This is a genomic window from Streptomyces sp. NPDC059787, from assembly GCF_042732315.1.
Taxonomy (GTDB): Bacteria; Actinomycetota; Actinomycetes; order Streptomycetales; family Streptomycetaceae; genus Streptomyces; species Streptomyces atrovirens.
In genome coordinates, this window is record NZ_JBHWHX010000002.1 from 215,307 (window position 1) to 234,794 (window position 19,488).

The 19,488-nt window shown below is 73.1% G+C and carries 18 protein-coding genes; 13 read left to right on the forward strand and 5 right to left on the reverse strand.

Features of this window, described 5'->3' with window-relative positions; all coding sequences use genetic code 11:
* Window positions 1–24: 24 nt before the first annotated feature.
* The 3 genes from ACFV5H_RS02975 to ACFV5H_RS02985 are packed head-to-tail and all read left to right on the forward strand — an operon-like array spanning window position 25 to window position 2,940.
* On the forward strand, window positions 25–918 hold the full coding sequence (locus tag ACFV5H_RS02975; protein ID WP_385051140.1) for a DUF5819 family protein: 894 nt from the start codon (window positions 25–27) through the stop codon (window positions 916–918).
* Window positions 915–2,156, forward strand: coding sequence for an HTTM domain-containing protein (locus ACFV5H_RS02980; protein ID WP_385192429.1), 1,242 nt, complete (start codon window positions 915–917; stop codon window positions 2,154–2,156). The genes ACFV5H_RS02975 and ACFV5H_RS02980 overlap by 4 nt, the downstream gene beginning before the upstream one ends.
* A 10-nt stretch (window positions 2,157–2,166) precedes the next feature.
* Entirely contained in the window at window positions 2,167–2,940 is a 774-nt protein-coding gene (locus ACFV5H_RS02985) for a TrmH family RNA methyltransferase (RefSeq protein ID WP_385192432.1), read from the forward strand.
* 9 nt (window positions 2,941–2,949) lie between these two features.
* On the opposite strand, the gene paaN is transcribed toward ACFV5H_RS02985, so the two are convergent.
* Window positions 2,950–4,641, reverse strand: a complete 1,692-nt coding sequence (gene paaN, locus ACFV5H_RS02990; RefSeq protein ID WP_385192434.1) for a phenylacetic acid degradation protein PaaN — start codon at window positions 4,639–4,641, stop codon at window positions 2,950–2,952.
* A gap of 160 nt (window positions 4,642–4,801) precedes the next feature.
* Here paaN and ACFV5H_RS02995 point away from each other — a divergent pair, with 160 nt between their 5' ends.
* Window positions 4,802–6,316: a 3-hydroxyacyl-CoA dehydrogenase gene (locus ACFV5H_RS02995; RefSeq protein ID WP_385192436.1), complete on the forward strand. Its 1,515-nt coding sequence runs from the start codon at window positions 4,802–4,804 to the stop codon at window positions 6,314–6,316.
* On the forward strand, window positions 6,313–6,903 hold the full coding sequence (locus ACFV5H_RS03000; protein ID WP_385051130.1) for a TetR/AcrR family transcriptional regulator: 591 nt from the start codon (window positions 6,313–6,315) through the stop codon (window positions 6,901–6,903). The genes ACFV5H_RS02995 and ACFV5H_RS03000 overlap by 4 nt, the downstream gene beginning before the upstream one ends.
* An 11-nt stretch (window positions 6,904–6,914) precedes the next feature.
* Here the strand turns inward: ACFV5H_RS03000 and ACFV5H_RS03005 are convergent, their stop codons facing one another.
* Window positions 6,915–7,400, reverse strand: a complete 486-nt coding sequence (locus ACFV5H_RS03005; RefSeq protein ID WP_030856947.1) for an Lrp/AsnC family transcriptional regulator — start codon at window positions 7,398–7,400, stop codon at window positions 6,915–6,917.
* 185 nt (window positions 7,401–7,585) lie between these two features.
* Here ACFV5H_RS03005 and pdhA point away from each other — a divergent pair, with 185 nt between their 5' ends.
* The 6 genes from pdhA to ACFV5H_RS03035 all read left to right on the forward strand — a co-directional run bounded on the left by pdhA (window position 7,586) and on the right by ACFV5H_RS03035 (window position 14,739).
* Window positions 7,586–8,728, forward strand: coding sequence for a pyruvate dehydrogenase (acetyl-transferring) E1 component subunit alpha (pdhA, locus tag ACFV5H_RS03010; protein ID WP_385051128.1), 1,143 nt, complete (start codon window positions 7,586–7,588; stop codon window positions 8,726–8,728).
* A complete protein-coding gene (locus ACFV5H_RS03015) occupies window positions 8,725–9,729 on the forward strand; it encodes an alpha-ketoacid dehydrogenase subunit beta (RefSeq protein WP_385051126.1) in 1,005 nt (334 codons plus the stop codon). The genes pdhA and ACFV5H_RS03015 overlap by 4 nt, the downstream gene beginning before the upstream one ends.
* A complete protein-coding gene (locus tag ACFV5H_RS03020; RefSeq protein WP_385192439.1) occupies window positions 9,729–11,210 on the forward strand; it encodes a dihydrolipoamide acetyltransferase family protein in 1,482 nt (493 codons plus the stop codon). The genes ACFV5H_RS03015 and ACFV5H_RS03020 overlap by 1 nt, the downstream gene beginning before the upstream one ends.
* Window positions 11,211–11,294: 84 nt before the next feature.
* Complete coding sequence (locus ACFV5H_RS03025) at window positions 11,295–12,290, forward strand: NTP transferase domain-containing protein (RefSeq protein WP_385051122.1); 996 nt, start codon at window positions 11,295–11,297, stop codon at window positions 12,288–12,290.
* On the forward strand, window positions 12,290–13,648 hold the full coding sequence (locus ACFV5H_RS03030) for a molybdopterin molybdotransferase MoeA (protein ID WP_385051120.1): 1,359 nt from the start codon (window positions 12,290–12,292) through the stop codon (window positions 13,646–13,648). Before ACFV5H_RS03025 ends, ACFV5H_RS03030 begins: the two co-directional genes overlap by 1 nt.
* Window positions 13,645–14,739, forward strand: coding sequence for a potassium channel family protein (locus ACFV5H_RS03035; RefSeq protein ID WP_385051118.1), 1,095 nt, complete (start codon window positions 13,645–13,647; stop codon window positions 14,737–14,739). Before ACFV5H_RS03030 ends, ACFV5H_RS03035 begins: the two co-directional genes overlap by 4 nt.
* Window positions 14,740–14,762: 23 nt before the next feature.
* Here the strand turns inward: ACFV5H_RS03035 and ACFV5H_RS03040 are convergent, their stop codons facing one another.
* Window positions 14,763–15,611, reverse strand: a complete 849-nt coding sequence (locus tag ACFV5H_RS03040; RefSeq protein WP_385051116.1) for an ABC transporter permease — start codon at window positions 15,609–15,611, stop codon at window positions 14,763–14,765.
* Window positions 15,608–16,639: an ATP-binding cassette domain-containing protein gene (locus tag ACFV5H_RS03045; RefSeq protein WP_385051114.1), complete on the reverse strand. Its 1,032-nt coding sequence runs from the start codon at window positions 16,637–16,639 to the stop codon at window positions 15,608–15,610. Before ACFV5H_RS03045 ends, ACFV5H_RS03040 begins: the two co-directional genes overlap by 4 nt.
* Window positions 16,640–16,775: 136 nt before the next feature.
* On the opposite strand from ACFV5H_RS03045, the gene ACFV5H_RS03050 reads away from it, so the two are divergent.
* Complete coding sequence (locus tag ACFV5H_RS03050; RefSeq protein WP_385051112.1) at window positions 16,776–17,759, forward strand: NAD(P)H-quinone oxidoreductase; 984 nt, start codon at window positions 16,776–16,778, stop codon at window positions 17,757–17,759.
* A gap of 283 nt (window positions 17,760–18,042) precedes the next feature.
* Here the strand turns inward: ACFV5H_RS03050 and ACFV5H_RS03055 are convergent, their stop codons facing one another.
* Window positions 18,043–18,429, reverse strand: a complete 387-nt coding sequence (locus ACFV5H_RS03055; RefSeq protein ID WP_385192440.1) for a hypothetical protein — start codon at window positions 18,427–18,429, stop codon at window positions 18,043–18,045.
* 444 nt (window positions 18,430–18,873) lie between these two features.
* Between ACFV5H_RS03055 and ACFV5H_RS03060 the strand changes: the two genes are divergently transcribed.
* Entirely contained in the window at window positions 18,874–19,413 is a 540-nt protein-coding gene (locus ACFV5H_RS03060) for a bacterial proteasome activator family protein (protein ID WP_385051108.1), read from the forward strand.
* Window positions 19,414–19,488 lie beyond the last annotated feature (75 nt).

The window sequence follows — 19,488 nt, forward strand, 5'->3', positions numbered from 1 at the left end:
ACCGGGATCGGGGAGCGGGGCGGAATGGACGCGTACGACAAGGGCTCGAACGCCCGGCACGGCCCTGCGGGGCCCTCCGCCGGGCCGGGCGGGCCGGAACCGGGCGCCGCCCTGCCCGGGCCCACCGCTCCGGGTGAGCCCGCCGCCCCGGCCGGCTCATCCGGACCCGGAGCCCTGCCGCCCGGTACCGGCCGCCCGGAAGACCTCCCGCACTCCCCCGCGGATCCCGGCGCCGGCTTCCACGCCGCCCCCGGCCCGCCCGCCGGGCCCCGTACCGGGGTGGCCGCGCTCTCCCTGCGCTATCAGATCGGTGCCGCGGTGGCGCTCGCGGTCGTCGCGGTCGTGGTCTGTGTGCACCTCGGCATGACGTTCCTGCACGTCGCGCCGGCGAACACGGTCAGCAAGAAGCACGGCGGGACGGTCGAGAACTGGATCTACCCGGAGTTCGAGCAGAACTGGAAGCTGTTCGCGCCGAACCCGTTGCAGCAGGACATCGCCGTCCAGGTGCGTGCCGAGATCCGTACGGCGGACGGGGGGACGCGGACCACCGGCTGGTACGACCTGTCCGCACAGGACGGCCGCGCCATCGACGGCAACCTCCTGCCCAGCCACACCCAGCAGAACGAGCTGCGCCGCGCCTGGGACTTCTTCGTCGCCACGCACGACGACGACAACCGGCCGGTGGGCCTGCGCGGGGCGCTGTCCGAGACGTATCTGCGCCGGATCACGGTGCTGCGCCTCGACCGCGCGGACGCGGCCGGTCCGGGCGGTGCCGTCGAGCGCGTCCAGATCCGCTCACGGACCGCCCAGGTGCCGCCGCCCGAGTGGAGCGGGGAGAAGGTCTCCACCACACCCGTGTACCGCACGCTGTCCTGGTGGTCGCTGCCCGAGGACGAGGTCCGGGGAGGCGCGGGGTGAACCGCTGCTCGCTGGCCCTGTCCCGCGCGATCGCCCGCGTCACCGACTCCGCGCTCGGCCCCTGCCAGACCGCCGTGATCCGCATCGGCTTCAGCCTGACCTGGCTGCTGTTCCTGCTGCGCGAGTTCCCCCACCGTCAGGAGCTGTACGGTCCCGACGGCCCCTGGAGCTGGGACCTCGCCGATCAGCTGGTCGCGACGAACGACGCCTTCACGCCGCTGCTGTGGTCGGACAGCCAGGTCTGGTTCGAGGCCGTCTACGCGCTCGCCGTGCTGTGGAGTCTCCTGCTGCTGCTCGGCTGGCGCACCCGCACCATGTCGGTGCTGTTCATGGTGGGTGTGCTGGCGCTGCAGAACCGCAGCGTCTTCATGGGGGACGGCGGCGACAACGTCCTGCACCTGATGTCGATCTACCTGGTGTTCACGCGCTGCGGCCGGGTCTGGTCCCTGGACGCACGCCGTGCGCGCCGCGCGGCCGTGGCACGCGCGCGTGGCGAGCGGCCGCGCGACCGGACCGGCCCGGTGCTGTGGGGCGTGCTGGGCCTGCTGCTGCTCCTGGCGACACTGGCGGGCCGGATGGACGGCGACTGGTTCATACCGGCGCTGCTGTGGACCGTATGGCTCGCGCAGGCGCTGTGGTGGCTGGTGGGGCGCCGCGCGGAGACCGGGCAGCCGCGGATCCTGCTGGACGTCGTCGCGAACGTCGTGCACAACGGCGCGCTGCTGGTGATCATGGCCGAGGCGTGTCTGATCTACGCCACGGCCGGCTGGTACAAGGTCCAGGGCTCCCGCTGGCAGGACGGCACCGCCGTCTACTACCCGCTGCACCTTGAGTACTTCTCCCCCTGGCCGGCTCTCGCGGACCTGCTGTCGGCCAGCGGCACGATGGTGATGCTGGTGACCTACGGGACGGTCGCCGTGCAGGTCGCCTTCCCGTTCACGCTGTTCAACCGGCGGGTCAAGAACGTCCTGCTGGCTTTCATGATCATGGAGCACGCGGTCATCGCCGTCGTGCTCGGACTGCCCTTCTTCTCCCTGGCGATGATCGCGGCGGACGCGGTCTTCCTGCCGACGGCCTTCCTGCGCCGCCTCGGGAACCTCGCGGTACGCGCGCGTGGGCGGCTGCGCCCGCGCGGGACATCGGTTCCCCGGCCGCGGCCCCCGGCCGGCCGGCCGGCCGGAAAGGATCCGGCGGAGGCCGCCCCGGTGCCCGGCGGAGTGCCGGGCCCGCGCACGTAGGCTGCACGCCATGACCGACCCCGCTCCCGAGACCCCGGCCGGCCCCGTCTCCGTCTGGCACCGCCTGGCCGGCACCGCCGTGCTGCTCGACGGCTTCCACGCCCTCAAGCACGCCGTGCGCTTCGGGGCCGAGGTCCCGGTGGCGCTCACCGCGGACCGGGCCGGCGCGCTCGCCCTCGCCGACGAGCTGGCCGGGGACGTGCGGGAGGCGCTGGCGGAGCTGCTGACCGAGGTGCCCCACGAGACGTACGCCGCTCTGGTGCCGCGCCCGCATCCCACCGCCGTGGCCGCCCTGGCCGTACGCCCCTCCCGCGCGGGCAACCTCGAGAAGCTGGCGCACACCCCGCGCACCGCCCCCGTGGTGGTCCTGGACAACCCGCGCAACCTCGGCAACGCGGGCGCGGTGATCCGGCTGGCCGCCGGTTTCGGGGCGACCGGGGTCGTCACCACCGGCACGCTCGACCCCTGGCACCCCACCGTCGTGCGCGGCGGGGCGGGGCTGCACTTCGCCACCGCCGTGGAGCGGCTGCCCGTGGAGGAGCTGCCGCCCGGGCCGGTCTTCGCGCTCGACCCGGAGGGCGAGGACATCCGCTCGCTGAAGCTCCCGGACGACACGCTGCTCGCCTTCGGCTCCGAGCGCAGCGGACTGTCGGCGGAGCTCCGCGCGCGGGCCGACCACCTGGTGGCGCTGCCGATGCGCCCCCAGGTCTCCAGCTACAACCTCGCGACCAGTGTGGCCATGACGCTGTACCACTGGAGCGCCACCGGGGGCGCGCCCTCCTGAAACGGTGTCCTACGCCTCCCGGCGCACCTCGACCACCCGGAACCGGTTGGCCACGAACGCGCCGTCGCACAGGGCCGCGTTGGCCGCCGGGTTGCCGCCGGAGCCGTGGAAGTCGGAGAAGGCCGCCGTCTGGTTGACGTACACCCCGCCGGTGAGGTTCAGGGAGAGCTGGGCGGCCTCCTCCAGGCAGACCTCCCGCACCGTCTCCTCGACCTCCGGGGAGGTCGTGTACGCGCCGACCGTCATCGCGCCCTTCTCGCGGACCGTGCGCCGCAGCAGCTCCGCCGCGTCGTCGGCGGAGTCGACCGCGACGGCGAAGGAGACCGGGCCGAAGCACTCGCTCATGTAGGCGGCCTCGGCGTCCGGCTTGGCGCCGTCGAGCTTCACGATCACCGGTGTGCGCACCACCGCGCCCGGGAACTCCGGGTGGGCGATCTCACGGGAGGCGAGGGCGACCTCGCCGAGCCCGGCGGCGGCCTCCAGGCGGGCCTTCACGTCCGGGTTGACGATCGCGCCCAGCAGCGCGCTCGCGCGGGCGTCGTCGCCGAGCAGGCCGTCGACCGCCTTCGCCAGGTCGGCGGTGACCTCGTCGAAGGACTTGGGGCCCTGGTCGGTGGTGATGCCGTCGCGCGGGATCAGCAGGTTCTGCGGGGTGGTGCACATCTGGCCGCTGTACAGCGACAGGGAGAACGCCAGGTTGGCCAGCATCCCCTTGTAGTCGCCGGTCGACTCCACGATCACCGTGTTGACGCCGGCCTTCTCGGTGTACACCTGCGCCTGGCGGGCGTTGTTCTCCAGCCAGTCACCGAACTCGGTGGAGCCGGTGTAGTCGATGATCCGGATCTCCGGGCGGGTGGCCAGCGTCTTGGCGATGCCCTCGCCGGGCCGCTCGGCGGCCAGCGCCACCAGGTTCGGGTCGAAGCCGGCCTCGGTGAGCACCTGACGGGCCACCTGGACAGTGAGCGCGAGCGGCAGCACCGCGCGGGGGTGCGGCTTGACCAGGACCGCGTTGCCGGTGGCGAGGGAGGCGAACAGGCCCGGGTAGCCGTTCCACGTGGGGAAGGTGTTGCAGCCGATGACCAGGCCGATGCCGCGTGGGACCGGCGTGAACCGCTTGGTGAGCGCGAGCGGGTCGCGCTTGCCCTGCGGCTTGGTCCACTCCGCGGTGCCGGGCGTGCGGACCTGCTCCGCGTACGCGTAGGCCACCGCCTCCATGCCGCGGTCCTGCGCGTGGGGGCCGCCCGCCTGGAACGCCATCATGAACGCCTGGCCGGAGGTGTGCATGACCGCCTGGGCGAACTCCATCGTCCGGTCGCTGATCCGCGCGATGATCTCCAGACAGACCACCGCGCGGATCTCCGCGCCCGCGTCCCGCCAGGCCCGCATCCCCGCCTTCATGGCGGGCAGCAGCTCGTCGAGGTCCGCGTGCGGGTAGCTCACGCCCAGCTCGATGCCGTACGGGGAGGTCTCGCCGTCCACCCAGCCGTCCGTACCGGGCTGGCCGAGGTCGAGGCGGGTGCCGAGCAGGGCGTCGAAGGCGGCCTTGCCCGCCGCCATGTCCAGGCTGCCGTGCTCCCCGTACGCCTTGGGGTGCTCGGGGTGCGGGGACCAGTACGCGCGCGTGCGGATCGCTTCCAGCGCCTGGTCCAGGGTGGGACGGTGCCGGGCGATCAGCTCGTGCGCCGTGGGTTCGGCGGCCATGCGGGACCAACTCCTCGTCTCAGGAACTCTTCGTCGAGCTCATGGACCTGTGCGGAAACGTAGTCAGAACGGGCGGTCAGAGTTAGAGTAACCGAACGATCGGTCGGGACAAGAGGGTCCGCCGCATCTGTGGAAAACCCCGTGCGGGAGGATCGCGCACATGACAGCACTCGACCTCAGCAGTCCCGTGGCCGTGGTCGGCACCGGCACCATGGGCCAGGGAATCGCCCAGGTCGCGCTGGTCGCGGGCCATCCCGTGCGGCTGTACGACGCCGTCCCCGGCCGGGCCCTTCAGGCGGCCGAGGCGATCGGCGCCCGGCTCGACCGGCTGGTGGAGAAGGAGCGCCTCACCACCGCCGAGCGGGACGCGGCCCGCGCCCGTCTGCGGCCCGCCGACGAGACGGCCGAGCTCGCCGACTGCGCCCTGGTCGTCGAGGCCGTCCTGGAGCGCCTGGACGTCAAGCAGGAGCTGTTCCGCGCGCTGGAGGACGTCGTCTCCGACGACTGTCTGCTCGCCACCAACACCTCCTCCCTCTCCGTCACCGCGATCGGCGGCGCCCTGCGCTTGCCCGGCCGCTTCGTGGGCCTGCACTTCTTCAACCCCGCGCCGCTGCTGCCGCTCGTCGAGGTCGTCTCCGGCTTCGCCACCGACGTCTCGTACGCCACGCGCGCGTACGAGACGGCCCGCGCCTGGGGCAAGACGCCCGTCGCCTGCGCCGACACCCCCGGCTTCATCGTCAACCGCGTCGCCCGGCCCTTCTACGCCGAGGCCTTCGCGGTGTACGAGTCCCAGGGCGCCGACCCGGCCACCATCGACGCGGTCCTGCGCGAGTCCGGCGGTTTCCGCATGGGCGCCTTCGAACTGACCGACCTCATCGGGCAGGACGTCAACGAGTCCGTCACCCACTCGGTGTGGCAGTCCTTCTTCCAGGACGTGCGCTTCACCCCCTCGCTCGCCCAGCGCCGCCTGGTCGAGTCCGGCCGCCTCGGCCGCAAGACCGGACACGGCTGGTACGACCACAGCGGCGGCGCCGAGCGCCCCCGGCCGCACACCGCGGAGCCCGCCGGGCCGCCCGCGTACGTGGTCGCCGAAGGTGATCTGGGACCCGCCGCCGAACTGCTCGCCCTGATCCGCGAGGCGGGCATCGAGGTGCGCGAGGAGGGCGAGGACAACGGCACCCGCCTGGTGCTGCCCAGTGGCGGCCAGCTGGCGCTCGCCGACGGTCAGACCTCCGTGGAGTACCGCGACGTCGTCTACTTCGACCTCGCCCTCGACTACCGCGCGGCCACGCGCGTCGCCCTGTCCCACGCCCCGGACACCTCCCCGGTGACCGTCACCGAGGCCACCGGACTGTTCCAGGCGCTCGGCAAGAAGGTCAGCGTCATCGGGGACGTCCCCGGAATGATCGTCGCGCGGACGGTGGCCCGGATCATCGACCTCGCGGTCGACGCGGCCGCCAAGGGCGTCGCCACCGAGGAGGACATCGACACCGCGATGCGGCTGGGTGTGAACTACCCCCTGGGGCCCTTCGAGTGGAGCCGCCGCCTCGGCCGCGGCTGGGCCGGCGCCCTGCTGGACGAAATGCACGAGATCGACCCGTCCGGCCGCTACGCGCCCTCCCTCGCGCTCTACCGGTACGCGTGCGCCACCGACAAGCGGGAGGACACCCCATGACCACCGCCAGGCGCGACACCTACACCCCGGAGACGCTGCTGTCCGTCGCCGTCCAGGTGTTCAACGAGCGCGGCTACGACGGCACCTCCATGGAGCACCTCTCCAAGGCCGCCGGCATCTCAAAGTCGTCGATCTACCACCACGTGGCCGGCAAGGAGGAACTGCTGCGCCGCGCGGTGAGCCGGGCCCTGGACGGGCTCTTCGGCATCCTCGACGAGGAGCACGCGCGCGTGGGGCGCGCCGCCGGGCGGCTGGAGTACGTCGTACGGCGCATGGTCGAGGTGCTGATCGCCGAGCTGCCGTACGTGACACTGCTGTTGCGGGTGCGCGGCAACACGGGCACCGAGCGGTGGGCGCTGGAGCGGCGGCGTGAGTTCGACCACCGGGTGGCGGCGCTGCTGAAGGCCGCGGCGGCCGACGGGGACGTGCGCGAGGACATAGAGGTGCGCCTGGTGACCCGGCTGGTCTTCGGCATGATCAACTCGATCGTGGAGTGGTACCGGCCGGACGGGCGCGGCATGAACGAGCTCGAGGTGGCCGACGCGGTGGTGCAGCTGGCCTTCGGAGGACTGCGCAAGGCGTCCTGAGGGCCCTCACCTCACCCCTGCGGCTCCAGGTCCTCCTCCTCGAACACCAGCAGGGTGCGCGTGCTCAGCACCTCGGGGATCGCCTGGAGCCGGGTGAGCACCAGCTCGCGCAGCGCCCGGTTGTCGGGCGTGTGCACCAGCAGCAGTACGTCGAAGTCCCCTCCGACCAGCGCGATGTGCGAGGCGCCCGGGAGCTGCCGGAGCTGCTCGCGGACCGTGCGCCAGGTGTTCTGGACGATCTTCAGGGTGATGTACGCGGACGTCCCGTGACCGGCCCGCTCGTGGTTGACGCGGGCCCCGAAACCGCGGATGACACCGTCCTCGACCAGCCGGTTGATGCGCGCGTACGCGTTCGCGCGGGAGACGTGCACCCGCTCGGCGACCGAGCGTATCGACGCGCGGCCGTCCGCCTGGAGCATCCGCAGGATGTCCTGGTCGATGGCGTCCAGGGGCCGCGCGGGAGCGAGCGGCCCGGTCCCCTCCTGGCCTTCGGCCATTTGTTCAGATGCCACCCGCCCCCACCTCTCCGCCGTGGACGTCCTGCATCCATCTCAGGTTGTGGAGAACCGTTTGTCCACAGCCTGGTGCCACCCGTAGCCAAAATGTGCCGGCGACCGAACAATCGGTTGGTGAGGCGCGTCACAGACGCCGCGCCTCCGACATCCCACGAGGAGGTGCCGTCATGACGGTCATGGAGCAGCGGGGGGCCTACCGACCGACCCCGCCGCCCGCCTGGCAGCCCCGTACCGACCCCGCGCCGCTGCTGCCCGACGCGGAGCCGTACCGCGTGCTCGGCACCGAGGCGGCCGCCGAGGCCGATCCGGAGCTGCTGCGCCGGCTGTACACGGAGCTGGTGAAGGGCCGCCGCTACAACGCGCAGGCCACCGCCCTCACCAAGCAGGGCCGTCTCGCGGTCTACCCCTCCAGCACCGGCCAGGAGGCCTGCGAGGTCGCCGCCGCGCTCGTCCTGGCGGAGCAGGACTGGCTCTTCCCGAGCTACCGCGACACCCTCGCCGTCGTCGCGCGCGGAGTGGACCCCGTCGAGGCCCTCACCCTGCTGCGCGGCGACTGGCACACCGGCTACGACCCCCACGAGCACCGCGTGGCCCCGCTGAGCACCCCGCTCGCCACCCAGCTGCCGCACGCCGTCGGTCTCGCGCACGCCGCCCGCCTCAAGGGCGACGACGTGGTCGCGCTCGCCATGGTCGGCGACGGCGGCACCAGCGAGGGCGACTTCCACGAGGCGCTGAACTTCGCCGCCGTCTGGCAGGCACCGGTGGTCTTCCTCGTCCAGAACAACGGCTTCGCGATCTCCGTACCGCTCGCCAAGCAGACCGCGGCCCCGTCGCTGGCCCACAAGGCCGTCGGCTACGGCATGCCCGGCCGCCTGGTCGACGGCAACGACGCCGCCGCCGTGCACGAGGTCCTGGCCGACGCCGTACGCCGCGCCCGCGCGGGCGGCGGTCCGACCCTGGTCGAGGCGATCACGTACCGCGTGGAGGCCCACACCAACGCCGACGACGCGACCCGCTACCGCGGCGACGCCGAGGTCGAGACCTGGAAGCGGCACGACCCGATCGCCCTGCTGGAGCACGAGCTGACCGGGCGCGGACTGCTCGACGAGACCGGTGTCGAGACCGCCCGCCGGGACGCCGAGACCATGGCCGCCGATCTGAGGGCCCGCATGAACCAGGACCCGGCGCTCGACCCCCTGGACCTCTTCACCCACGTCTACGCCGAGCCCACCCCCCAGCTCCTGGAGCAGCGCGAGCAGTTGCGGGCCGAGCTGGCGGCCGAGGCCGAGCCGGAAGGGACACAGCGATGACCACCGTCGCCGTCAAGCCGGCCACCATGGCGCAGGCCCTCACGCGCGCGATGCGCGACGCCATGGCCGCCGACCCGTCCGTGCACGTCATGGGCGAGGACGTCGGCACCCTCGGCGGGGTCTTCCGCGTCACCGACGGACTCGCCGAGGAGTTCGGCGCGGACCGCTGCACGGACACGCCGCTGGCCGAGGCGGGCATCCTCGGCACGGCCGTCGGCATGGCCATGTACGGACTGCGCCCGGTCGTGGAGATGCAGTTCGACGCGTTCGCCTACCCGGCCTTCGAGCAGCTGATCTCGCACGTCGCGAAGACGCGCAACCGTACGCGCGGGAAGATGCCCCTGCCGCTCACCGTCCGTGTCCCCTACGGCGGCGGCATCGGCGGCGTCGAGCACCACAGCGACTCCTCCGAGGCGTACTACATGGCGACCCCGGGGCTCCACGTCGTCACGCCCGCCACCGTCGCCGACGCCTACGGGCTGCTGCGTGCCTCCATCGCCTCCGACGACCCGGTCGTCTTCCTGGAGCCCAAGCGGCTGTACTGGTCGAAGGACTCCTGGAACCCACAGGAGCCGACGGCCGTTGAACCGATAGGCCGTGCGGTGGTGCGGCGCTCAGGGCGGAGCGCCACGCTCATCACGTACGGGCCGTCCGTACCCGTCTGCATGGAGGCGGCCGAGGCGGCCCGGGCCGAGGGCTGGGACCTCGAAGTCGTCGATCTGCGCTCCCTGGTGCCGTTCGACGACGAGACGGTGTGCGCCTCGGTACGGCGGACGGGGCGTGCGGTCGTCGTCCACGAGTCGGGTGGCTTCGGCGGCCCGGGCGGGGAGATCGCGGCCCGGGTCACGGAGCGCTGCTTCCACCACCTGGAGGCGCCGGTGCTGCGTGTGGCCGGGTTCGACCTGCCGTACCCGCCGCCGATGCTGGAGCGCCACCACCTGCCCGGAGTGGACCGGATCCTGGACGCCGTGGGGCGTCTGCAATGGGAGGCCGAGAGCTGATGGCACAGGTGCTGGAGTTCAAGCTGCCCGACCTCGGTGAGGGGCTCACCGAGGCGGAGATCGTGCGCTGGCTGGTCGAGGTCGGTGACGTCGTCGCCGTGGACCAGCCGGTCGTCGAGGTCGAGACGGCCAAGGCGATGGTGGACGTGCCCTGCCCCTACGGCGGTGTCGTCACGGCCCGCTTCGGCGCGGAGGGCACGGAACTGCCCGTCGGCGCTCCGCTGCTGACGGTGGCGGTGGGCGAGCCGGCCGACGGCCGCCCGGCCGGGGAGGCGAGCCCCGCGGAATCCGCGGAATCCGAGGGTGCGCGCGGCGGGACCCCCGCCGCCGGGGGCTCCGGCAATGTCCTGGTCGGCTACGGCACCGCGGAGGCACCGGCCCGGCGCCGCCGCGTCCGTCCGGCGGAGACGACACCCGCGACCCCCGCCGTACCCACGGCACCCTCCGCCCCTTCCACCCCCGTGGCGAACGGACAGCTCAGGACCGAGCAGCCCACCGCCGCGCAGGCCCGCACCCGGGGTGCGGTGGACGGCCCCGTCCCCGTGATCTCGCCCCTGGTGCGCAGGCTGGCCCGGCAGAACGGTCTGGACCTGCGGGAGATGACCGGCTCCGGACCCGAGGGGCTGATCCTCCGCGCGGACGTGGAGTACGCCCTGCGCGCCGCCGCCGCTCAGGGGCGCCCGGGTACGACGGCCGGCGAACCGCGCACGCGGACCGACCGGGCGGGCGCGGGCGCGCCGGCACCGGCCGCGGGCACCTCGGGCGTGACCCGTGTCCCCCTCAAGGGCATCCGCGGGGCCGTCGCCGACAAGCTCTCCCGCAGCCGTACCGAGATCCCCGACGCGACCTGCTGGGTGGACGCCGACGCGACCGAACTGATGCGCACACGGGCCGCGATGCAGCATTCTTCCGGGGGGAACCCCCGGACCCCCACGGCGGGCGGGCCGAAGATATCCGTCATCGCCCTGCTGGCCCGCATCTGCACCGCCGCGCTCGCCCGCTTCCCCGAGCTCAACTCCTCGGTGGACACCGAGGCCAGGGAGATCGTCCGGTACGGCGACGTGCACCTCGGCTTCGCCGCGCAGACCGACCGGGGGCTGGTCGTCCCCGTCGTCCGGGACGCGCACACGCGGAACGCCGAGTCGCTCACGGCCGAGTTCGCCCGGCTGACCGAGGCGGCCCGGACCGGCACGCTGACGCCGGCGGAACTCACCGGTGGCACCTTCACGTTGAACAACTACGGCGTGTTCGGCGTCGACGGCTCCACACCGATCATCAACCACCCCGAGGCCGCCATGCTCGGCGTCGGCCGCATCGTCCCCAGGCCATGGGTGCACGAGGGCGAGCTGGCGGTGCGGCAGGTCGTGCAGCTCTCGCTCACCTTCGACCACCGGGTCTGCGACGGCGGCACCGCGGGAGGCTTCCTGCGGTACGTGGCGGACTGTGTCGAACAACCGGCGGTGCTGCTGCGGACGCTGTGAGTCCGCTTCGAGTCACCGGTCTCTCCGGCCGCGTCTCGGTGCCCCCGCGTTCCCTGTGATCGTGGGGGCACGCATACTCGGAGGGTGACCGAGTATCAGCCACCCGGCGGTCCTTCCGGCGATCCCTCTGGTGATTCTTCCGGCGATCCTCCCGGTGGTCCCTCCGACGGCTCCTCCGGGGACCCCGACTCCGCGTACGACGCCGTCGTGCTCGCCGGTGGCGCCGCCCGGCGGCTCGGGGGCGCGGACAAGCCCGGGGTACGGGTGGGCGGCCGGGCGCTGCTCGACCGGGTGCTCGCGGCCTGCGCCGGCGCCCGGACCACGGTGGTCGTCGCCGGTGCCCGCCCCACCGCACGGCCCGTGATCTGGGCCCGCGAGGAACCCCCGGGCGGCGGCCCCCTGGCCGCGCTCGCCGCCGGACTCCGGCACACCACGGCCGACCAGGTCGTCCTGCTCTCCGCCGACCTGCCCTTCCTCGACCGCCGCACGGTGCGGGGACTGCTGGCACCCCTCCGGCACGGCACCGCCGACGGCGTGCTGCTGACCGATTCCGACGGCCGGGACCAGCCGCTCGTCGCCGCGTACCGGACCGGGCCCCTGCGCCGCGAGCTTGCCGTGCTCACCGGCCGGCACGGCGAGCTGACCGGGCTGCCCCTGCGCCGGCTGACCGGCGTGCTCGACCTCACCCGTATCCCCGACCCGGTGGCGTCCTTCGACTGCGACACCTGGGACGACATCGCCACTGCCAGGGCACGCATCAGGGAGCATGGACACGTGTTGGATGAATGGATCTCCGCAGTCAAGGACGAGCTGGGCATCGACCTGGACGTCGACACCGGCGTACTGCTCGACCTCGCCCGCGACGCCGCCCACGGGGTGGCCCGGCCCGCCGCGCCGCTGACCACCTTCCTCGTCGGCTACGCGGCCGCACGGGCGGGCGGTGACCGGGAGGCCGTCGCCGAGGCGGCCCGCAAGGCCGCGGCGCTCGCCCTGCGCTGGGCCGACGAGGAAACCCCCGACGCCACCCCCAAGGCTTCCGACGCCACCCCAGAAGCCCCCGACACCCGCCCGGACGCCTGATGACCGCGCGCGCCGCCCGGGCCGACGAGAACGCCGACGACCTCGACGTCGAGGAGGCGCTCGCCCTCGTGAAGAAACATCCCGGCGGCACCACGGACACCCCCCGCCACACGCACCCGCACCACGACGCCACCGCCTGGCCCGACGCCCGCGCCATCGCCGAGGACGCCCCGCGCCACGGCACCCGCGGACGCACCGGCTGCCTGACCCCGGTCGCCGTCCCCCTCGTCTCGGCCCTGGGCCTCACCCTCGCCGCCCCCCTCACCGCCCTCACCGACCTGCCCTCCTTCGACACCTCCGCGATGGACGGCTGGGCGGTCTCCGGCCCCGGCCCCTGGTCCGTACGGGACGAGGGCGTCCTCGCCGGGCACGCCGCGCACACCCCGCTCACCGACGGCGAGGCCGTCCGTATCGCCACCGGCGCCCGTGTCCCCCCGGACACCACCGCAGTACTCCGCAGCGAACACGGCCGCACCGACGACAAGGGCCGGCTGCACGTCACCGCCGCCACCCGGCCGCCGCACACCGTCACCCACGGCCAGGACATCCGCCCCCGCGGCCAGGAGTGCCGCAGCGGCGACCAGTTGCTGCCCGTGGGCACGCCGGTGACCCCGCCCGTCCTGGGCATGGCCGCCGCCGCCGGATACGACACGCTCACCGCCGTCCCCCGCCCCCGCGTCGACGTGTTCGTCCTCGGCGACGAACTGCTCGGCGAGGGCCTGCCGCACGACGGGCTGATCCGGGACGCGCTCGGCCCGCTGCTGCCGCCCTGGCTGCGCGCACTCGGCGCGGAGGTCACCGCCGTGCGCCGGGTCGGCGACACCGAACAGGCGCTGTACGAGGCGATCACGGCGTCCGGCGCCGACGTCGTCGTCACCACCGGCGGCACCGCCGCCGGCCCGGTCGACCATGTGCACCCCGCGCTGCGCCGCATCGGCGCCGAACTCCTCGTGGACGGAGTCAAGGTGCGCCCCGGCCACCCCATGCTCCTGGCCCGCACCAAGGACGACCAGCACCTCGTCGGCCTGCCCGGCAACCCCCTCGCCGCCGTCTCCGGCCTGCTCACGCTCGCCGAGCCCCTGCTGCGCACCCTCGCGGCCCGCCCCGCCCCCGAGCCGTACACGCTGCCGCTGCGGGACGGGGTGCAGGGTCACCCGTACGACACCCGGCTGGTTCCGGTCGCCCTGCGCGGCGATCGGGCGCTGCCGCTGCTCTACAACGGCCCGGCCATGCTGCGCGGCATCGCGGCGGCCGACGCGCTCGCCGTCGTACCCCCCGGCGGCGCACGGCCCGGCCAGGAGACGGAGCTGCTCGATCTGCCCTGGACGTCCGGGGGAATCGGGGTGTGTTTCACGTGAAACTTCCGGGCCAGGACGCCATCGCTCGTCAGGCGGACGAACACCTGGTGACCCATCGGGTGAAACTCCCGAGGAAGCTGGTGGAGCACCCGGTCCGCCAGGTCGCCAAACGGCTGTCGTGGGCCCTGGTGGTGCTGGTGGTGACGGCGCTCGTCGTGTACGCCGACCGCGACGGCTACAGCGACAACTCCGACGGGACCCTCGATCTCCTCGACGCGTTCTACTACGCGACCGTCACCCTCTCCACCACCGGGTACGGCGACATCACGCCGGTCAGCGACAGCGCCCGGCTCACCAACATCTTCGTCATCACGCCGCTGCGTGTGCTGTTCCTGATCATCCTGGTCGGCACCACCCTCGAGGCCCTCACCGAACGCACGCGGGAGGAGTGGCGACTGAACCGCTGGAGGTCCGCGTTGCGCGATCACACCGTCGTCGTCGGATTCGGCACCAAGGGCAGGTCCGCGATCAAGACCGTCTGCGCGACCGGGCTCCGGAAGGAGCAGGTCGTGGTCGTCGACCCCAGCGCGAAGGCGATCGAAGCGGCCACGGCGGACGGCTACGCGGGTGTCATAGGGGACGCCACGCGCAGCGAGGTGCTGAAGCGGGCCGAGGTGCAGCGGGCACGGCAGATCATCATCGCGACGCAGCGCGACGACACGGCCGTCCTCGTGACGCTGACGGCGCGGCAGATCAACCGGGGCGCGAAGATCGTGGCCGCGGTGCGCGAGGAGGAGAACGCCCCGCTGCTGAAGCAGTCGGGCGCCGACGCGGTCATCACCAGCGCCAGCGCGGCCGGGCGGCTGCTCGGGCTGTCCGTGCTCAGCCCCTCGGCCGGCATGGTCATGGAGGACCTGATCCAGCAGGGCACGGGACTCGACATCGTGGAGCGGCCGGTCATAAAGGTCGAGGTGGGCAAGACGCCCCGCGAGATCGGCGACCTGGTGGTGAGTGTCGTACGCGGGCACCGGGTGCTCGGCTACGACGACCGGGACGTCGGGACGCTGGAGCTGACGGACCGGCTGATCACGATCGTGCGGGCGACGCCGGGCACACAGATCGCGCCCGACGTCCGCCCGTTCCGCGGCTGAGGCCGTCTGCTTCCGGTTGCCGCCTACTTCCGGTTGTACAGCCGCATCGTGACCGGCCCGAAGACCACCACGAACAGTCCGGCCCAGCCCAGCGTCCAGGCGACCTCGTCGGCCGGCCAGTCACCCGCCATCAGTCCGCGCACCGCGGACGCCAGGTGGGTGACGGGGCTGTTGTTGACGAACGCCTGGAGCCAGCCGGGCATGGTGCGCGGGTCGACGAAGACGTTGGACAGGAAGGTGAGCGGGAAGATCACCATCATGCTGACGCCCATCACCGACTTCTCGGTGCGCAGCATCAGCCCGAACATGGTCCAGATCCAGGAGAAGGCGAAGGAGAACAGCACCAGCAGCGCGATCCCGGCGAGCACTCCGGGGACCCCGCCGTCGGCGCGGTAGCCGAGGATCATGCCGACGGTCAGCATCACGACGGACGCGATGGTGTAGCGCAGGGCGTCGCCGAGCAGATAGCCGACCATCGTCGACGGCCGCCAGATCGGCAGGCTGCGGAACCGGTCGAAGACGCCCTTCTCGATGTCCGTGTTGACCGAGACCCCGGTGTACATGGTGATCATCACGACCGACATCACCAGGATTCCCGGCAGCAGGAACTGGATGTACTCCTTCGGCGACCCGGCCAGCGCCCCGCCGAACAGGTACGTGTACATCAGCACCATCATGATCGGGAACGCCGTCACGTCGAAGAGCTGCTCCGGCACGTGCTTGATCTTCAGGATCGCCCGCCAGCCGAAGGTCAGCGAGGCCGACCAGGCGCTGGGCCGTGGCGGGCGCTCCTCGGCGACCAGCAGTTCGGCGAGGGAGTCGGTGCGCACCGGGGCGAGTTCGGCGCTCTCGGTGGTCGTCGTGGTGCTCATGCCGCCACCTCGTCCTTCGGGTCGTGGGAGTCGTCCTGGTCGGATGCGCCGGACACGCGCGTGTCGTGGCCGGTGAGGGCCAGGAACACCTCGTCCAGGCTGGGCTGGCCGAGCGAGAAGTTGTCGACGGTGACACCGGCGCGAGCCAGTTCGCTCAGCGCACGGGCGGCCTGCTCGGCGGCCGTGTCGTGGCTCGCGGCCGCGGTGAGGCGGGCGGTCAGCGCCACCGGGTCGGGCTCGGGCTGCACCCGCGCGTCGAGGGCGCGGCGCAGCAGATCGGCGGCGAGCGGCCGCTGCTCGGCGTCCCGCAGCCGCAGATGTACGGACCCGGCGCCGACGGACGCCTTCAGCTCGCCCTTGGTGCCCTCGGCGATCACCTTGCCGCGGTCGATGACGGCGATCCGGGACGCCAGCTGGTCGGCCTCGTCCAGGTACTGCGTGGTCAGCAGCACCGTCGTGCCCTGGGCGACGACCGCGCGCACGATGTCCCACACCTGGTTGCGGCTGCGCGGGTCCAGGCCGGTCGTCGGCTCGTCGAGGAACAGCAGGTCGGGGGTGTTGAGGATGGACGCGGCGATGTCGATACGGCGCCGCATGCCACCGGAGTAGTGCTTGACCTGCTTCCCGGCCGCGTCCGTGAGCCCGAAGGCCTCCAGGAGCTGGGCTGCGCGGGTGCGGGCGGCGGGCTTGCGGTGGCCGAGGAGCCGGCCCAGCAGGACCAGGTTCTCGGTGCCGGTGAGGTCCTCGTCCACGGACGCGTACTGGCCGGTGAGGCTCACCCGGCCGCGCACCTCGTCGGCCTCGCGCACGATGTCGTGACCGAAGACATGGGCTTCGCCGCCGTCGGGACGCAGGAGGGTGGCGAGCATCTTCACGGTGGTGGTCTTGCCGGCGCCGTTCGGTCCGAGGACCCCGTACACCGTGCCGGCCGGCACGGCGAGATCGACGCCGTCGACGGCCCGCGTCTCACCGAAGGTCTTGACCAGGCCCGCGGTCTCGATCGCCAGGCCGGACGTCTGCGTGCTCATGCTTCGGGTCCTTCCGCATGCTTGGGCTACGCATGGACAGACCTTCACCGTCGCGCAAACTCATCGCTTCCGCACACGGTTTTCCCCGGGCGGCCGGTCCGGCCCGCGCGCCCGTCCCAGGAGTACCGTCCCCCTCATGTATGCGATCACGATTCCCGAACCCGGTGGGCCTGAGGCGCTGGTGTGGGACGAGGTCCCCGACCCCGTGGCCGGCCCCGGCGAGGTCCTGGTCGAGGTGGTGGCCGGTGCCGTCAACCGGGCCGACATCCTCCAGCGGCAGGGCTTCTACAACCCTCCGCCCGGTGCCTCCCCCCACCCCGGTCTCGAATGCTCCGGACGGATCGCCGCGCTCGGTGACGGGGTGAGCGGGTGGGCCGTCGGCGACGAGGTCTGCGCGCTGCTCGCCGGCGGCGGCTACGCGGAGAAGGTCGCCGTCCCGGCCGGGCAGCTGCTGCCCGTACCCGAGGGGCTCACCGTCGACCAGGCCGCGGCGCTCCCGGAGGTCGTCTGCACGGTCTGGTCGAACGTCTTCATGGTCGCCCACCTCCGCCCCGGCGAGACCCTCCTCGTGCACGGCGGCTCCAGCGGTATCGGCACGATGGCGATCCAGCTCGCGAAGGCCGTCGGAGCGAGGGTCGCCGTCACCGCCGGCACCACTCGGAAACTGGAGCGCTGTGCCGAACTCGGCGCCGACATCCTGATCAACTACCGCGAGCAGGACTTCGTCGCCGAGCTGAAGCGGGCCACCGACGGCGCGGGCGCGGACGTGATCCTCGACAACATGGGCGCCAAGTACCTGGACCGCAACGTCCAGGCCCTCGCCGTCAACGGCCGGCTCGCCATCATCGGCATGCAGGGCGGTGTGAAGGGGGAGCTGAACATCGGCGCCCTCCTCGGCAAGCGCGCCGCCATCAGCGCGACCTCGCTGCGCGCCCGGCCGCTGGAGGAGAAGGCGGCGATCGTGGCGGCCGTACGCGAACACGTCTGGCCGCTCGTCACCGACGGCCGGGTCCGTCCCGTCATCGACCGCGAGATCCCGATGCCGGACGCGGCCACCGCCCACCGGGTCGTGGAGGACAGCGGCCACATCGGCAAGGTCCTGCTGGTCACACCGGACTGAGCCGGACCGGCTGCCGGGGCGGGGCCCGCCCCCACTGCCGGCGCGGCACGCCGGCCGCGCCCACCGGGGGCGGGTTCCCGTCCGAGTACGGCACCGCCCTGTGCGTGTCCCACTCGGTGCGGTGGAGGGAGACGGCGCGGAACCCTGGGCCGGCCCCGGGTTCCGCGTCCTGGCAGGAGGCCCGCCCGGCGGCGGCGCTGCCGCCCGGTGACGCCGCGGCCCGGGTGCCGGGAGGCCGTGTGCGGGTGGCCGCCGCGGCCCGTCAGGGGATTCCGGGCAGAGCTCAGGACGTGCCGCGCCCCTGACGCATGCGCAGTGCGACGAAGGCGAGGCCGAAGCCGAGTCCGATGAGCATCAGGCCGCTGCCGAGCGGCAGGATGCGCAGTACGGGCTCGGTGGAGGAGGCGACCGTGTCCGGCTCCGCCGACCGCGAGGTCGCGGAGGGCACGGGGACCGCCGCCTGGGACGCCGGTGTCCGCGGGACGGTGTCGCCCGCGCCCGGCGCCCGGGACACGGCCTCGTCGTCCCCCGGCCGCGGTGGCGGCTCGCTCACCTCCTCGGCACGCCCCGGCTTCCGCGGTACGGCACCCGCGCCCCCGTCGCCCGGACCGTCCCGGTCGCCGTGCTCCCGGTCGCCGTGTTCCCGCTCCCGTGACTCCCTCTCGGTCATCTCGTGCCGCCCCGGCCGGTCCCGGCCCTCACCCGGCCGGTCCCGGCCCTCACCCGGCCGGCTCCCGGCCCGCGACGGCTCCCCGGAGGGCGACGACGAGGGCGAAGGGGACGGGGACGCGGAAGGGGGAACGGCGCCGACCCCGTACGCCGCCCCCGTGCCGAGGGGCGCCACGACAGGGCCGTACGGCACCACCGCCGCCCCCGTGACCAGAACAACCGTCGCCCCCACTACACGCAGCCATGGAGCCACGACCGTGACCTCCCGCGCCGGCCGGTGCTCGGTCACACCGTCGGCAAGATGGGCCGGATGGACGCCCAACAGCCTGGCATTCCCGGGCGCTCCCGGCATTCCGGATACGGCCGTCGGGTGGACCCCCGCCGGAGAACCCCACTTCCGGGGGCACCGCCGAAGCGGTGCACGGCCGTGCGCGACAATGGCGGCATGGAGATGCCGAGGAACGAACGGTCGCCGGAGAATCCGCAGATCCTGGTCGTCGGCCAGGACGGTATGGCGCTCAGCGGCGGCACCGGAGACGAGGACTCCCGCGAGACCCCGGTGACGGAGCAGGTGGAGCAGCCGGCGAAGGTCATGCGGATCGGCAGCATGATCAAGCAGCTGCTGGAGGAGGTGCGCGCGGCTCCCCTGGACGAGGCCAGCCGGGTCCGCCTCAAGGAGATCCACGCCAGTTCGGTGAAGGAACTGGAGGACGGTCTGGCCCCGGAGCTGGTCGAGGAGCTGGAGCGGCTCTCCCTGCCCTTCACGGACGAGACCACCCCGAGCGACGCCGAGCTGCGGATCGCCCAGGCCCAGCTGGTGGGCTGGCTGGAGGGCCTGTTCCACGGGATCCAGACCACGCTCTTCGCCCAGCAGATGGCCGCGCGCGCCCAGCTGGAGCAGATGCGCCGCGCCCTCCCGCCCGGCGTCGGCGACGGCTTGGAGGACCCGCACCCGGGCGGCCGCTCGGGCGGTCCGTACCTGTAGACCGCGCTACGTCCCCGTAGACCGCGCGACGTCCCTGTCCGAACGCCACGAAGGGGCCCGGCATCCGGTGCCGGG

Excerpts from the sequence above, each read along its gene's own strand:
- paaN (WP_385192434.1), bottom strand. The coding sequence starts at position 4,641 with ATGGCCGCCGAACCCACGGCGCACGAGCTGATCGCCCGGCACCGTCCC.
- ACFV5H_RS02995 (WP_385192436.1), top strand. The coding sequence starts at position 4,802 with ATGACAGCACTCGACCTCAGCAGTCCCGTGGCCGTGGTCGGCACCGGC.
- ACFV5H_RS03050 (WP_385051112.1), top strand. The coding sequence starts at position 16,776 with ATGTATGCGATCACGATTCCCGAACCCGGTGGGCCTGAGGCGCTGGTG.
- ACFV5H_RS03015 (WP_385051126.1), top strand. The coding sequence starts at position 8,725 with ATGACCACCGTCGCCGTCAAGCCGGCCACCATGGCGCAGGCCCTCACG.
- pdhA (WP_385051128.1), top strand. The coding sequence starts at position 7,586 with ATGACGGTCATGGAGCAGCGGGGGGCCTACCGACCGACCCCGCCGCCC.
- ACFV5H_RS03040 (WP_385051116.1), bottom strand. The coding sequence starts at position 15,611 with ATGAGCACCACGACGACCACCGAGAGCGCCGAACTCGCCCCGGTGCGC.
- ACFV5H_RS03030 (WP_385051120.1), top strand. The coding sequence starts at position 12,290 with ATGACCGCGCGCGCCGCCCGGGCCGACGAGAACGCCGACGACCTCGAC.
- ACFV5H_RS03005 (WP_030856947.1), bottom strand. The coding sequence starts at position 7,400 with ATGGCCGAAGGCCAGGAGGGGACCGGGCCGCTCGCTCCCGCGCGGCCC.
- ACFV5H_RS03020 (WP_385192439.1), top strand. The coding sequence starts at position 9,729 with ATGGCACAGGTGCTGGAGTTCAAGCTGCCCGACCTCGGTGAGGGGCTC.
- ACFV5H_RS03060 (WP_385051108.1), top strand. The coding sequence starts at position 18,874 with ATGGAGATGCCGAGGAACGAACGGTCGCCGGAGAATCCGCAGATCCTG.
- ACFV5H_RS03000 (WP_385051130.1), top strand. The coding sequence starts at position 6,313 with ATGACCACCGCCAGGCGCGACACCTACACCCCGGAGACGCTGCTGTCC.
- ACFV5H_RS02985 (WP_385192432.1), top strand. The coding sequence starts at position 2,167 with ATGACCGACCCCGCTCCCGAGACCCCGGCCGGCCCCGTCTCCGTCTGG.
- ACFV5H_RS03045 (WP_385051114.1), bottom strand. The coding sequence starts at position 16,639 with ATGAGCACGCAGACGTCCGGCCTGGCGATCGAGACCGCGGGCCTGGTC.
- ACFV5H_RS03055 (WP_385192440.1), bottom strand. The coding sequence starts at position 18,429 with ATGACCGAGAGGGAGTCACGGGAGCGGGAACACGGCGACCGGGAGCAC.
- ACFV5H_RS02975 (WP_385051140.1), top strand. The coding sequence starts at position 25 with ATGGACGCGTACGACAAGGGCTCGAACGCCCGGCACGGCCCTGCGGGG.